Raw genomic sequence first — 14,572 nt, forward strand, 5'->3', positions numbered from 1 at the left:
AATTTATATATTATCCGAATATTTATAAATGACTTTATACAGATTTGAAAATCATATTATATATTAGTTTCTGTCATTTTATCTTAAATATACCTAAAATGCATAGGATTTACTACTTCATCCTTTTATTGTATCATGTATTCATATAACATTACACAAAATGCTCATTCTATGCACAGAATTTACTTACTATACTACATTAAAATTATGCTAAGATAACTTTTTTCACTCTTTATCCTTTTTTACTGTATTCACAGACAGAAAAACGATGCATTTACAGCCCCCCTCTACTCCTAAAGAGCGTAGTTACGAGTAGCAGCCTTTGTGGCGCCTCTTACTGACCAAATTACGAAAATGCAAGAAGAGTACGACATGTTCCGGAGCAAAGCTAACCACTGTATCAGTTCGGATCGGAATATGTCGTACTCTTCCCTTCATCTTATTTAGTTAACACTCCCACAAGGTTGCATAGCGTCACAAGAAACGATTGTATTGTACCTATAACCTGTGCTATAATTAAGACAACAAAAGAAGAGCCATCAACGTGCAGCTGGCGTTAGGCTCATCTCAAGACAATAATAAAGATGAAATTAGCCTAACGTGTGAGGTAGTCAGACCTCTTTACGTTAGGCTTTTTCATTGTCTACCTAAGTAGATCAATGAGCTGAATTACTAAACCAGCAATAGAAATCATCAAAGAGATTTTCTCATACTTAGTCATAGCAACCACCTCCTCCCATAATAGGAAGAAATGAGCCTAACAACACGTTAATGACTCTTGTAATTTTATTATAACATAATCTATTCGTACTGTTTATATTGACTTAACGCCATTACTAACAGCAAACTAAGCAAAGCGCAAGTTTGCAAATGATAGAGGAACGCCATTACGAGTAGCAGCCTTTGTGGCGTTCCTTACTACCTAAATCAAACAAATACAAGAAGAGCACGGTGTGCCCCCGAACAAACATTATGAAATACCGTTTGTGAGGGGGTATGCCGTGCTCTTCCCTTCATCTTATTTAGTTAACACCACCACAAGGCTGCATAGCGTCACAAAAGACGTCTTAGCCTAAGATCGCTTTCATATCTTCTTCTGGTGTTGTAATCGGATGTAAGTTGAATTTTTCAACTAAGATGCCAAGTACTGTGCCGGACAAGAATTTTGGCAAGGATGGTCCGATGTAGATGTTGCGGATACCTAAGGACAATAATGTTAATAGGATACATACCGCTTTTTGTTCGTACCAAGACAATACTAATGTCAATGGCAATTCGTTTACGTCACATTCAAAAGCGCCTGCTAATGCTACCGCTACTTGGATCGCAGAGTATGCATCGTTACATTGACCCATATCTAGGATACGAGGCAAGCCACCGATTTCACCGATGTTAAGGTCGTTGAAACGATATTTACCACATGCAAGAGTCAATACCATAGTATCTTCTGGAGTTTGTTTTACGAACTCAGTGTAGTAGTTACGGCCTACTTTAGCACCGTCGCAACCGCCTACCAAGAAGAAATGTTTAATAGCGCCAGCTTTTACTGCATCAATTACTTTGTCAGCTACGCCAAGTACTGTACCATGACCGAAACCAGTTGTTACTTCTGTACCGCCGTTGATACCAGTGAATTGTTGTGGCTCTTTGTAACCGCCTAATTCAATAGCACGCTCGATAACTGCAGAGAAATCTTTTGTACCATCTTCGTTGTGTTCCACATGACCACAGCCATCGAAACCAACCATGTCAGTTGTGAAGATGTTTTTAATGTATGTTTGTTTTGGTGGCATAATGCAGTTTGTTGTGAACAAGAATGCACCTGGAACGCCATCAAATTCTTTTTGTTGGTTTTGCCATGCAGTACCAAAGTTACCTTTCAATTGAGGATGTTTTTTCAGTTCAGGGTACGCATGACATGGAAGCATTTCACCATGTGTATAGATGTTAACGCCTTTGCCATCAGTTTGTTCCAATAACATTTTAAGGTCATGTAAATCATGGCCTGTTACTACGATGAAAGGACCTGGTTCTACTGTTAAAGGTACAGTTGTTGGAACTGGAGTACCGTATGTAGTTGTATTTGCTTTGTCTAACAACGCCATGCAAGCAAGGTTGATGCCACCGAATTCCATCAATAGGCCTAACCATTCTTCTGCGCTGTGGTCTTTCGCCATTTCTACAAGGCCTTTTACGAACCAAGCGTCAACTTCTGGATCATTGTAGCCCAATACTGCTGCATGCCATGCGTACGCAGCCATACCACGCATACCTAATAATAATGTGGAACGTAAGGATACGATGTCTTCATGACCTTTCCACAATTCTTCCCAATCAAAGTTAGGAATATTAGCATCTAATTTGTTGTGCGCATTGTTGATCACATCGATAAACTCTTGTACACGATCTTCGGAGAAGTTTACGTTTGTTACGCACATGAATAAACCACGTTTTAACAATTGTACGTTTTCTAACGTTACTTCTGTAGCTTGCATTGCACGAGCTAAACCGATCAACGCCGCTGTTAATTCGTCTTGTAAATTTGCAACCGGTGCTGTTTTACCACATACACCTTGTACTGTACAACCATTTGGTTGCGCTGTTTGTTCACATTGGAAACAGAACATACTCATAATAACCTCCTTGGGAACTTTGCCCATAAACATGTTTCCTACAACATACTTTGTTTTAGATATCGTTTCTATACACAACCATCCTATAAAAGGAGTGCATAGCATTATCTTGTTATCTATGTTTTTAGTATAGTATACTGAAAGCAGAAAAAACGTATCCTTGGCTACATTTTATATAGTTTTCCCTATACTTTTATTCATGCTATAATGAAAGTACAGAAATAAAGTATACTCTCTAATTTAACGGAGGTCCTATGTCGACATTACATCCTACATTAGAAACATACATGAATACGATTCAACAATCCCCCTTATGTGCACATATTACACCAGAAAATTTGTCACTTTTTTTATCCCATGCAAATGTGAAAGTGCAAAGTTTCAAAAAAAACTCCTTCATCGCCATCGCCGGTGATCCTATGGAAGGCATTGGTATCTTATTAGAAGGTCGTGCTTTGTTAACGCGAGAGAACATGTTAGGACAACGAACTATCGTAACGGAGCTAGAGCCGTCCTCAATGTTCGGGGAAGCTTTACTTTTTAGTAACCATCCTCTGTGGCCTGCTACGATTGAAGCCACAAAAGATGCGATCGTTTTGTTTTTACCGATTGAAACTTTCACCAAAGCATTTCCGGACTGTCAAACTTGTCAAATCCAATTGCTCACGAATCTCATGCATGACCTATCCGAAAAGGCTATGCAACTGACCCGTAAAGTACATTATTTATCCCTCAAAGGAATGCGCGAGAAAATTTTTGCCTATTTTATGGACCTTCACCGAGTGCAAAAAAAGAACATCCTCACCTTACCACATAATCGGCAAGAAATGGCAGACGTCCTCAACGTAAGCCGCACCGCACTCAGTCGTGAACTGGGACGTTTACAAGACGAACGGATTATCCAATTCCACGGCAAAGAAGTAGAGTTAGTGGATATTGAAACCATCGAAGATTTTTCATTTTAATATAAAAGGATACTGCCTTAGCAGTGTCCTTTTTTCCTTCTAAACTGACACTTCTCCTACGTAAATTCTGCATCTATTAACATGAAATCCCCTACTGCATCCGATTCTTTCGTCCGGAAGTGTAGGGGATTATTGTATTCAATTTTATTCCTAGTGTCGTCCAGAAGTATCAAACCAAGGAGATACATCAAATTGTTCGTGAATAGTAGCACGTACCATAGCACTGCCCAAATAAATGCCTAGCAAAGTGAGATGCAAACGACTAAGCGGTGCTCGATCATAAATATGACTAAAATCCACTAATAATGGAGAGATACGTTCCAATACTTCATCAAACGATGTACTATCCCAATCAACGGCCTTACCAAAAGCAAGACGAGTTAACCCATTTTGGATACTAATATCTGTGAGTCCAGCTCGTTTGAATAAGCTAGGTAACATATATTCATCCACAGCCATCAATTTCAATAATGAAGAGTTAATACTTTCTACGACAATAGGCATCTTAACTGGCGTATCTTGTACTATAAAAGCTAACTCTTCATGACTAAATCCACGGTAATCAAATACAAGAGGATAGGAATTTCTCATAATTTGTTGAAATGATAAAGTGTCCCCAAAAGAAATACAACGCAAATATTCTAATTGTTGATACATATCTTCTTTTCGTGGCAAATCACTCATGAATGGTTCAATATACTTTTCCAAATAATGGCGGAAATTTTCTACCGAATAGTTATTAGAATTTTTAGAATACTGTACGATCAATGAGATAGCTAATGCTTGCAAATGTCCCACTTGTAAATGTACTAAACTCTTCAATGCATCAACAGCTACCAAATATAATGTGCTAGATTGAGGTTGTTCCACCACATCTTTGAAAGTTTCTAAGAGGATTTCTTTCATCCACTCAGTAGAATTCGCTACATACGCCTTTTGTACATGTAATAAACTTTCTTGTAACGCTATATTTTCAAATAAATGCGTAGTTTCTTCCTCTGATTCAGTATCTAATTGCGCCAATATGGCTTCTGTAATCTCAGTAACCTTTTCTTCAGATTCAGGATTTAAAATACCGAATGCAGATTTATATTGAGCTACCGCTTTATCTAGTAATGTTTGCTCTTTTACAGCTAGTTTAATAGACGCCTCTGGTTGAGCCTCTATCGTCTCGGTAATCATACGTTCCGTTACTTTTGGCATAATTCTAGTCGCATCTTCTGCTTCTTCCGGCGGTTGTTCTTTCACAGCACGGACTAATTCTTCTGAGACTATACCTTCTACAAAATCATCTTCCACAGGATCTACGGATAGTTCTTCGTCTCGAAGAGCATAGGGATTTTGAAATGTCCTTCTTTGGTGTTCATAAGGATCATCATATGATAGCGAATCCACTATTTTGTTGCTAGTACTTCCTTTCTTATCCCGAAATAAGAAGTAGCAACATAAAAGAAATAGACAAATCACTCCTAAAATAACCACATATGGTCCATATCGCAATGAAAGTTCTATTAATCCATCCATAGAAAATCCTCCTAGTTATACTGCAATGTTATCTGTCTTTACTATCCTTATTATACCGATTTATGTGTATCTTTAAAAGTACTATTCATACTTTTACCTATAAAAAAGGAACTACCCTTAGGTAGTTCCTAGCGTGGTGGACGATGACAGGATCGAACTGCCGACATCCTGCTTGTAAGGCAGGCGCTCTCCCAGCTGAGCTAATCGTCCATATGGTGACCCGTGGGGGAATCGAACCCCCGATACCGCCGTGAAAGGGCGGTGTCTTAACCGCTTGACCAACGGGCCATGTTGTAAGTGGTGACCCACCCGCGACTCGAACGCGGGACACCCTGATTAAAAGTCAGGTGCTCTGCCAACTGAGCTAGTGGGTCATGATAGTATACTAACCGAAAGTAAGTTGGCTCCTCGAGTAGGACTCGAACCTACGACCGATCGGTTAACAGCCGATTGCTCTACCTGCTGAGCTATCGAGGAATGAACAAACTGGAGCGGAAAACGAGATTCGAACTCGCGACCCCCGCCTTGGCAAGGCGGTGCTCTACCGCTGAGCTATTTCCGCATGTATGCAATCCTGGTTTTCTTTCTTGCGACTGCTCATTTATAATACCAAAAAATTTGGATGGTTGTCAACATATTTTTAACAAATATTTTTTTGTTAAACAGCATATGATAACTTCATCCTATCAACATATAATATTGTTATATTTTCAATATATTAGACAACCTTGATAGACAAGATACAAAAAAGATTGTAGCACACTATCAGGGATATAGCTTGCTACAATCTTTACTATTTTTTAAAACATCTCATTTTCAAAACCATATTCGTCGTCCAATATGGCCACCAATTGTTCTCTCAATTCTGGTAACTTTTCTTTATACGTGCTCCAAATAAGTCTATAGTTATTTTGTCCATAATTATGAGACAACTGATTTCGCATGCCTTTAATATTTTTCCAAGGAATTTCAGTATGGCTATCCTTAAAATCTTGAGAAACCTTTCCTAATGTCTCTGCAATTACTTGAATTTTATATAGCTTAACAGACGCATCTAACCTATCTATTAAATCCAATACATCAACTAATATATCTTTGTTCTCCATAGATATCACCATATATATGAATCATATCTCTATATAAATTTTCTTGAAATCGTTTAGTCAATTTATTTCCATCAGTAAGCAAATCTACATCCATTTGCAACACTTCTTTTAAAGTTTCTAAAAGGCCGCCCACTTCAAACAAACTAATACTATCATTATCAAAAACTACAAACAAATCTACATCACTAGTTTCTGTAGCCTCACCACGAGCATAAGAGCCAAAAAGATAGGCTGATTTCATGTGATATAGCTCTAGAACCGGAGCAATTAAGTTACGAATCTCATCAAGTGTTTTCATACTACTTCCTCCTTTTCTATATTATACCACATAATTAGTAACTATTACCGTCCATCCTGACGCTTAGATCCTGGTCCATCGACGGCTACATTTACGCTAGCTTCGCCGAATGTTTTCATATCATTTAACATATGCATACCCGCATCAAGGACGGATAGCCCCATGGTGGATCCTAAGGCTTCATCCATTTCAAAGCCATAGAACAGATGCGGCTTGATTCCCAAGTATTTCATTTGTGCTGCTTGCACTGGTTCCCCTGTATGGACAGATGGGAACACGTAATCCATGACTGCTTCGTTGATACATTTTGCAGCTAGTACGGCTGCTCCTGTTTCCGCCGTGTCGAAGACCACTGCCATACGATGGCTAGCCGCCCCCAGGATAAGTCCTGTTAAGACCACCACGTCTGGAGAGCCTACGGTGGCTAATACATGCACGCCGTCTTGGCTCGGCAAATCGTGTTCTGCCAAACTGGCGGTCAACTGTTTTGCCTTTTCTTGAATGCTCAAAGTGCAATTATTCTCTGCCAACAACTCTGCCATCGGATATCCTGTGATTCCTGCTGTGACTGCCAACGCTGAAAGTAAACTTCTTTCACCGACAGTACCGATAGCTATCGTTTGGTACCCCTTGTGGCTCAATTCATCTGCCAAGGCAAAGCCTACTTCTAAACCTTGTTCTACGATGTCAGGTGTCAACGCCGCATGCATGCGGAAAAATTTAGATCCTTTGGCTAATTTATGTTGACGCACACCTTCGATGTGACTTGTATCTAATTCTAAGCCTGCATCCACTAAGAACACAGGAGCGCCAATTTTCTTCGCTGCTCCGTGGGTAGCAGAATGTCCAGAGGCTAACCGTTCCATAGCTTTCAAGCTTTCCACGCCATGTGTTTGGTTTTGTGGTCCATCTACAGCGATATCAGCTCCTACGATAACAACAGCATGGCGAAGATTATTAGGTTTTTCCTCTTTCAGAATCCCTGCCATACGCTCTGTAATCCCCTCTAGACGTGCCAAGGAATACAATGGTTTTGTTAGGTTGTCGATGCGCAAACGGCATTCCTCCATGGACGGTTTGTGCAATGGTTCGATGACAAAATTACGCATGGTGCTCACCTCCTGCAACTTCGCGGAACATGTCCACGGCTAAGTTCAACATTTGCATTTGCATGGATCCGCCTGTGGCCTCACCCAAGCAGAATCCAAGGTCCACATAGGCCTCTAAGCCCAATGTTTTCAGCGCATCTTTATGAGCTTTTTCAGCGGACAAATGAGATGCCATCACGTAATCCATGGTGTGCGGGTTCATAGCATGCGCAATGAGGGCGCAGGCTGTGGTGTTGAATCCATCGATGACCACCAACGCATGGTTTGCCGCCGCTCCTAGGATAACACCTACTAGGCAAGCAAACTCCAAGCCCCCTACGGCAGATAAAACACCCAATCCATCTGTAGGTGGAATATCTGCATATTTTACTAGTGCATCGTAGACGACTTTTTGTTTCACTTTCAACCGTTCGTCCGAAATATTCGTACCTCGTCCCGTTGCTTCGTTCGCTGAAAGTCCGGAGAACTTCGCTGTAATGACTGCACTGGACGTAGTGTTACCAATGCCCATTTCACCCACTAGGAAAGTATTGAATCCTTCTTTCACCTTCTCTTCTACGAAAGCAATGCCCACCTCAACGGCCTCAATAGCTTTATCCATAGGCATAGCTGGTTCTTCTAACATGTTGTTCGTACCATTCGGCATTACCTTGTGATGGTGTAAGCCTGGCACAGCGGACATATCTGCCGCTACCCCTACGTCGATGACTTCAATTTGAGCACCACAATAATTCGCTAGCGCATTGGCTGCGGCCCCTTTTGGAATCAAGTAGTTCATAGTCATGTGCACTGTTACCTCTTGCGGGTAGGCACTGACACCGATTTTTGCCACACCATGGTCACCAGAGGCGATGATCATACAAGGCTTAGGAGCTGCTGGATTTACTTGATTCGTAGCTGCCGCATAATGCTCTACCATCGTCGCTAACTTACCATATGAACCGTATGGAGTCCCCTTATTCCACTGTTCCCCAATTGCTCGTTCAATCTCTTTATTCCGTGGCACAATCTGTGCCAATGTACTTTCATATAAACTCATACGTCCTCCTATGTGAAACCCATCATAAGAATACAAAAAAGCATAGCCCTAGACTATGCCAAGTTGATTCCATTATAAAGTATTTTTCGGTCAGTTTCAATTTTTATATTCATTTCGTTGTTAGAGTGGAGTCGCCCACATACATGTTGTAAAAACTGCCCTACGCGAAAGTTTTGACAACATACATGTGGGCTTCCTATACAGTAGCAAAGATGAAACTATAAAAATTGAAACAGACTGGGGGAAAATAAGCGGGAGGGAGTGGTTAGATTCCGAGTTCTTCCCAGACCACTTCATGATCGTATGTCAGCTCTCGGTGTAGTGCATGTCTAGCCTGAAGAATCCGTTCTTCATCTATCATCAACTCTTCTTCTAAATCATATAGTATTTCATTAACTATCTCACAATAATTAATATCTTTAAACATAAAAACACCTCCATATCTCTTTTTCACATCTACAGTATATCATACTTTTATACAACACTAATCCCTTTTAACAACTCACATCACCCTCTCTCGATAAATGCAAAGGAGCCCCCATGTGTTCTGTCAAAAACTTTCGCGTAGGGCAGTTTTTACGGAACACATGGGAGCGACCCTCACACTCTTCCCCCTAGGTAGCCACCCCGCTCAGAACGGTTTAAATTCCTCCTCGATAAACGCAAAGGAGCCCCCGTGTATTCTGTCAAAAACTTTCGCGTAGGGCAGTTTTTGCGGAATACATGGGGGCTTCCCCTTCGCTTTCACGATATGGAATTTAAACCGATATGAGCGAACGACCTCTCCATTTGTTTGACTGCCACCGCCACACAAATATAATCGCTCGTATAATCTCATCGATAGCCATGGCAATCCACACCCCTACAAGTCCCCAACCAAGGACGATACCAAAGTAGTAGGACAAAGTCACCGCAAAGGCCCACATGCCAAAAACACCGACAAACATAGGGATTCGAATATCTCCTGCCGCTTGTAAACATTGCACCAATACGATATTAGCACCACGTCCAATTTCTAGGAAAATTTCAATAAACAGCACAGCTTTCGCCAGATCTATAATCTCCTGATTATCTGTCACAAGTCGCATCACTGGTTCACAGGCAAAATAAAAGAAGGTACTCAATCCGACACCAATGGAAACGCCTGCTGCCGTTGTGAGCCACACACGGCGGGACACTTCTTCTTCTCGTTTAGCCCCCATAAGGAATCCTACCACGATTTGCGCTGCATTGGCCAAAGCAATTGTATACATATAGCAGAAAGTAGCGATGATATATACATACACTTTCGTTGTAATCACCACGAGCCCCATGAGGTTCACCATTTTCATGATAACTGTCTGTGACAGTTGGTATGACAAGGTTTCCCCTCCGGATGGTACGGAAATAAACAGCAATTGTCGTAGCGTTTCCCAACGGAATGGGCGAAGATACTCTACTTTCATACGGGCTGTCAACAAAGACTGATGGCACCAGATAATAATACCTAGTCCCAAAGCCTTACTAATGACCGTCGACAAGGATACCCCTAATACCCCCAGGCTTGGAATTGGTCCCCAGCCGTAGATGAGTACATAGTTCAAGATAATATGAACCACGTTCATGACAAGGGCAATCCACATAGCAATACGAGGCATGGAGTGCCCCCTAAATACAGCTACATAGGTTGTGTAGATACCTGTAATAGGAATACTAGCCGCCACGATATTCAAATAGAGTGTGGTTTCTTCCATAATCTCCGGAGGTACGCCAAGCCATTCACAGAGAGTCTGATGAAAGATAATGACTACCGCCCCTGCGATAACGCTAAACACCGTATGAAAGACAACGCTAATGGTGTATACTTCGTCGATTTTATCCGGGCGCTTAGCTCCCAAATATTGAGCAATCAAAATGGTAGTCGCCGTACTCATCACAATAAGCAAAAACAAGATGACATTAATAATCTGATTCGCATTGGCTACGGCTGCCACCGCCGTTTCTGCATACTGGCTGAGCATAAATTGGTCCACATTACCCAATAACATTTGTAAAAATAATTCTATAAAGATAGGGACACTCAGTGCCCCCACAGATAAAGATACGCTCTTTGTTACTTTCATTCTAATTCAACCTTCTCTAATGCGCCATTCTCCACTAAAGATTCCCAAGCAGCCACTAGACGATACCGTGCCTCCACTTCAGCTTCTTTCCAATGTTCTCCCTCGGGAAACCATTCACTAGGTACCTGACTGCATTTCGTAAAATTCAAGGTATATCCCATGGAGCGCACTTCTTTAGACACCCACCATGCACCTATACGGTCACGACTGTCTAAATAGACTGTATCTAAACCCGTTTCGGATACCCAAGATACAATCTCAGGCCAATACTCCTCAGGGATGACACTCGCTCCCAATGTGTCTTGCAACGCTTGATTCGCCACTTCCAAGGGATTGTCTACCCCTACACCTGGTGTATTTTGTACTTCCTCTAGCACTTGATCCACTATACTTTGTGCTGTGTCCATCTTACTATCGCTCCTTTCTATGCTTGTCTTTTATATCTATCTCTTACTATTCCACATTTATAAGACCATGCTGAAAGTTCTCCCATAGACATGCCCTGTTTCATTCAAACATCTATTGCTATTATATCACAGGCTATGCGTATAGCCTATATTGAAAGCCTTCCCTCGTATTACATTGCAATGCATGCATCGTTCACGCTATTTCACTACTAAGCAAAGATATGGATAGGTACCTGGGTTGTACTATCAAGCACATTAGCTCTTATCTATGGGCAGGCATGGATAAAGAGCGAGGTTGCACTTTCAAATATATTAGTTCTTATCGATTGTCAGACTCGGCAAACGATCTCGTATCTGTTTCGCTCGCTCTAAGTACTGCCCTAAACTATCTCCATTGTCATCCGCATGGAGCAATTGTTTTACAGCAGCTAATTCTTGCTCTACTTGTTCAATGGCTTTCAACACATTCGTACGATTTCCGTAGATAATTTCTTGCCACATACTCGGCAAACCACTGGCGGTACGAGTGCTGTCTCGTAGGCCTCCCGCCGACAAGCTCATGCGCTTATCTCCCAGTTCATCATTACCTACGGCGGTAATCATGACGGATGCCAACATATGCGGCATATGGCTCACCATAGCCAAACACCCATCGTGGCGTTTCATGTCCACGTATTCGATACGAGACCCTACGGCACGCCCCATATCGGCTAGTTCCTGTGCCACTGTGGCATCGTATGCTGGTTGTTCCTCATCTTCTAGGACAATCCAGCCCATTTTCTGAAAGAGGTCTTTATGGCCTTCTTCATAGCCACCTTTTTCAGAACCCGCCATAGGATGCACGGACACGAAGTGAACGCCCTCTGGGATATGAGCGTACACGGCATGAGCAAATTCATCTTTCGCACTGGACACATCGGTCACCACTTGCCCCGCCTGAAACAGATGGGCTACTTTCACAAAAAGTTCACTATTTGTTTGTGGCGGCAAGGCAAACACGACCATGTCTGCGCCGGTGATAACAGGTTCTACCGCTGTGAAAGCCTGTGACACACAACCATCAGCCAAGGCGAGGTCGCAAATTTCCTGACGCCGCGCGTAACCGATGACATCATATGTCGTATATGCTCGTAATGCTTTTGCTAGAGAGGCCCCTAGCAATCCTAATCCAATAATACCAACCGTTCGTGCCATCTATTCCTCCTACACGCAACCTCAAGAAACGTATCTATCTACCCTATACAGGCTTTAAGATGCCCCCACTTACTAATAAGGTACAGCTACTTTTACAAGCATCTGTACCCTTCATTCTGTATTTATTAGTTCTACCACGAATTATAGATTCGGTCAACTTTTATTTGTAGCGCGACCTTTATCCCATGCCAAGATAAATATTGTAACAATGATAAGGGTCATACCTATGATATCCCACTGTGTGAACTCATTGCCCAACAACAACCATGCCAGTACCGCTGCCGAAATAGGTTCTATGGATGAAAGTATCGATCCCGTCACAGCACCTACTCGTCGCACCCCTTCTAGGTATGCATTAAAAGAGACTACTGTGCCAAAAATGATGATACTCCAAAACCCACCATAGGTCCACCAATCCCACACAATCCCTTCAGAACTTGGTTGTGTAGCAATCCACGCAAAGGCCCCTCCGATAAGCATGCCAAAGCCCACGATAGGTGCCGTACCATACTTTTTCAATAGTGGCACTGGTTGCAGCGTATAAATACCAACTGCTACAGCAGATAGCATCCCCCAGGTTAGAAGTGTATCATCTAACGCTGATATATCCCACACACCTTGTAAAGCAATAATCGCGGTCCCCACCGTAGCTAGTACTACACTGACTACTTCTGCCACCCTTGGTAACGTTAAGCGTGTAATAGATATGTATAAAATAATCAATGCAGGACCTACATATTGTAAGACCGTCGCAATCCCTGCCCCTGCATAGGCAATCGCTTTAAAATAGGTATATTGGCACATCCACATACCAAGGACACCAAATATAACCAACCGCAATGTATCTTTCCAGTCAGAAAAAACCTTAAAAATAGAAGCTCTTCCTTGGTAAAAGGCCGCTACTACCGTAATCACACCAGCAATGACAAGGCGCATAGCTACTACCCATTCTGCCGACATCATCCGCTGTTGTTGCACAAATTGTGAGCACATTCCAGAAAAGCCCCATAGAACGGCGCCTAATGCAATTAGTAACATACCTTTCATTACATATGCGTTCATAGTCCCTCCTTTTACAACCCTTACAAATTATTAACAATTCACGGAATATCTAATTACCATCATCGCTACATCATGTCTGTGTCTGTGTAAGATTATATAGCATCATAATGTGCAGTCAACGCCTAATCTTATTCGGCTAATAGACTTTTATGAATCTTTACCACGACCTTGCGAATTTCTTGTACCTCATTCGGTGCAATCAAGGTGCGATGCAATTCTCCAGGATAAAAAATACAATAATCCCCTGGGCGTACATCAATTTTTACCATGCCACTTTCTGTAGGATCGTAAAAGTAACAATCCTTGTCATCAAAAGCCTCAACCACGTCCGGAAAAGTTTGACGAATGAGAATCTCCATTTGCTCTTCTCCAGCTACTAGAAATTGCACATCCATGTAATCCTTGTGCCCTTCAATCTTCGTCTCCTCATAGACCCTTGTGTTTACAATATCCACATTGGCATACATCAAGTCACCCTCTATGGGGTAGCGACCACCTGCAAATGTCGTGAAATCATGCGCTTTCAAAAACTCAAGAGCTCGCTCTACCGCTTTCGGATACCGAAACTGTGTATAATCAATCGCAATATTTTGATATATCATGACTTACTCCTTTATCTCCGTATATAAAAGGCACCCCACAGCGCCCTATGAATCGTATCTATCTCTATCTACTATACTAGCAACACCATATAAGGTCAAACACAAATTCTGAGAATCCTAGTAATACAAAGCCACCCTACAGCATTCCATTATTCCCTAAATTATGCCACACAAGAAACTCTACTTTTATTCTCTCACAAACTATGCTATACTAAAAACAACAAAGGAAGAGCCACCAACGTGCAGCTAGCGTTAGGCTCATCTCAAGAACTATAGAAGCAGAAATTGCCTAACGTGTTAAGGTATGATAGACCTTATACGTTAGGCTTTTTCATTGTCTATTTTACTAGATCAATGAGTTGAATTATTGAGAAACGCCGTTACGAGTAGTAGCCTTGTGGCGTCTCTTTACTAACTAAATTACACATACGCAAGAAGAGCACGGCATGTTCCGGAGCAAACCTAACCACTGTATCAGTTTGCGGAGGAATGTGTCGTGCTCTTCCCTTTGCCCTATTCAGTTAAGAACGC

The 14,572-nt window shown here is 41.8% G+C and carries 13 protein-coding genes and 5 tRNA genes; 1 reads left to right on the forward strand and 17 read right to left on the reverse strand.

Annotated elements, in window-relative coordinates; all coding sequences use genetic code 11:
• Positions 1-1,067 precede the first annotated feature (1,067 nt).
• Entirely contained in the window at positions 1,068-2,633 is a 1,566-nt protein-coding gene (hcp, locus tag EO113_RS06285) for a hydroxylamine reductase (protein ID WP_009352798.1), read from the reverse strand.
• A 254-nt stretch (positions 2,634-2,887) separates the two neighbouring features.
• Between hcp and EO113_RS06290 the strand changes: the two genes are divergently transcribed.
• Entirely contained in the window at positions 2,888-3,598 is a 711-nt protein-coding gene (locus tag EO113_RS06290; RefSeq protein ID WP_009352800.1) for a Crp/Fnr family transcriptional regulator, read from the forward strand.
• 150 nt (positions 3,599-3,748) lie between these two features.
• Here the strand turns inward: EO113_RS06290 and EO113_RS06295 are convergent, their stop codons facing one another.
• From EO113_RS06295 to EO113_RS06365, 16 genes are all read right to left on the reverse strand, one after another.
• Positions 3,749-5,122, reverse strand: a complete 1,374-nt coding sequence (locus tag EO113_RS06295; protein ID WP_127135831.1) for an LPO_1073/Vpar_1526 family protein — start codon at positions 5,120-5,122, stop codon at positions 3,749-3,751.
• A 134-nt stretch (positions 5,123-5,256) separates the two neighbouring features.
• Positions 5,257-5,332 (reverse strand) — tRNA-Val (locus EO113_RS06300).
• Positions 5,333-5,335: 3 nt separating this feature from the next.
• A tRNA-Glu gene (locus tag EO113_RS06305) sits at positions 5,336-5,410 on the reverse strand.
• Positions 5,411-5,420: 10 nt separating this feature from the next.
• Positions 5,421-5,496, reverse strand: a tRNA-Lys gene (locus EO113_RS06310).
• Between the two features lie 27 nt (positions 5,497-5,523).
• Positions 5,524-5,599: transfer RNA gene (locus tag EO113_RS06315), tRNA-Asn, on the reverse strand.
• Positions 5,600-5,609: 10 nt separating this feature from the next.
• Positions 5,610-5,684 (reverse strand) — tRNA-Gly (locus EO113_RS06320).
• 238 nt (positions 5,685-5,922) lie between these two features.
• Positions 5,923-6,228, reverse strand: coding sequence for a DUF86 domain-containing protein (locus EO113_RS06325; protein ID WP_009352799.1), 306 nt, complete (start codon positions 6,226-6,228; stop codon positions 5,923-5,925).
• Positions 6,203-6,526 carry a nucleotidyltransferase family protein gene (locus tag EO113_RS06330; RefSeq protein WP_127135832.1) on the reverse strand — a complete coding sequence of 108 codons (324 nt, stop codon included), beginning with the start codon at positions 6,524-6,526 and terminating at the stop codon, positions 6,203-6,205. The genes EO113_RS06325 and EO113_RS06330 overlap by 26 nt, the downstream gene beginning before the upstream one ends.
• 44 nt (positions 6,527-6,570) lie before the next feature.
• Positions 6,571-7,635, reverse strand: coding sequence for a nicotinate-nucleotide--dimethylbenzimidazole phosphoribosyltransferase (locus EO113_RS06335; RefSeq protein WP_127061796.1), 1,065 nt, complete (start codon positions 7,633-7,635; stop codon positions 6,571-6,573).
• The gene (gene cobT, locus EO113_RS06340; RefSeq protein WP_127135833.1) at positions 7,628-8,674 is read right to left on the reverse strand and encodes a nicotinate-nucleotide--dimethylbenzimidazole phosphoribosyltransferase; all 1,047 of its coding nucleotides are present in this window, start codon (positions 8,672-8,674) and stop codon (positions 7,628-7,630) included. Before cobT ends, EO113_RS06335 begins: the two co-directional genes overlap by 8 nt.
• Before the next feature lie 265 nt (positions 8,675-8,939).
• Complete coding sequence (locus tag EO113_RS08180; RefSeq protein ID WP_164726343.1) at positions 8,940-9,101, reverse strand: hypothetical protein; 162 nt, start codon at positions 9,099-9,101, stop codon at positions 8,940-8,942.
• A 331-nt stretch (positions 9,102-9,432) separates the two neighbouring features.
• Entirely contained in the window at positions 9,433-10,776 is a 1,344-nt protein-coding gene (locus EO113_RS06345; RefSeq protein ID WP_127135834.1) for an MATE family efflux transporter, read from the reverse strand.
• The gene (locus EO113_RS06350; RefSeq protein WP_127135835.1) at positions 10,773-11,183 is read right to left on the reverse strand and encodes a hypothetical protein; all 411 of its coding nucleotides are present in this window, start codon (positions 11,181-11,183) and stop codon (positions 10,773-10,775) included. The genes EO113_RS06345 and EO113_RS06350 overlap by 4 nt, the downstream gene beginning before the upstream one ends.
• Before the next feature lie 312 nt (positions 11,184-11,495).
• Positions 11,496-12,377, reverse strand: coding sequence for a prephenate dehydrogenase/arogenate dehydrogenase family protein (locus EO113_RS06355; protein ID WP_127135836.1), 882 nt, complete (start codon positions 12,375-12,377; stop codon positions 11,496-11,498).
• Positions 12,378-12,530: 153 nt separating this feature from the next.
• A complete protein-coding gene (locus tag EO113_RS06360) occupies positions 12,531-13,439 on the reverse strand; it encodes a DMT family transporter (protein ID WP_127135837.1) in 909 nt (302 codons plus the stop codon).
• Between the two features lie 128 nt (positions 13,440-13,567).
• Positions 13,568-14,041, reverse strand: coding sequence for a YhcH/YjgK/YiaL family protein (locus EO113_RS06365; RefSeq protein WP_127135838.1), 474 nt, complete (start codon positions 14,039-14,041; stop codon positions 13,568-13,570).
• Positions 14,042-14,572 lie beyond the last annotated feature (531 nt).

Origin of the sequence: Veillonella sp. 3913 (assembly GCF_003992235.1) — a bacterium.
Lineage (GTDB): Bacteria > Bacillota > Negativicutes > Veillonellales > Veillonellaceae > F0422.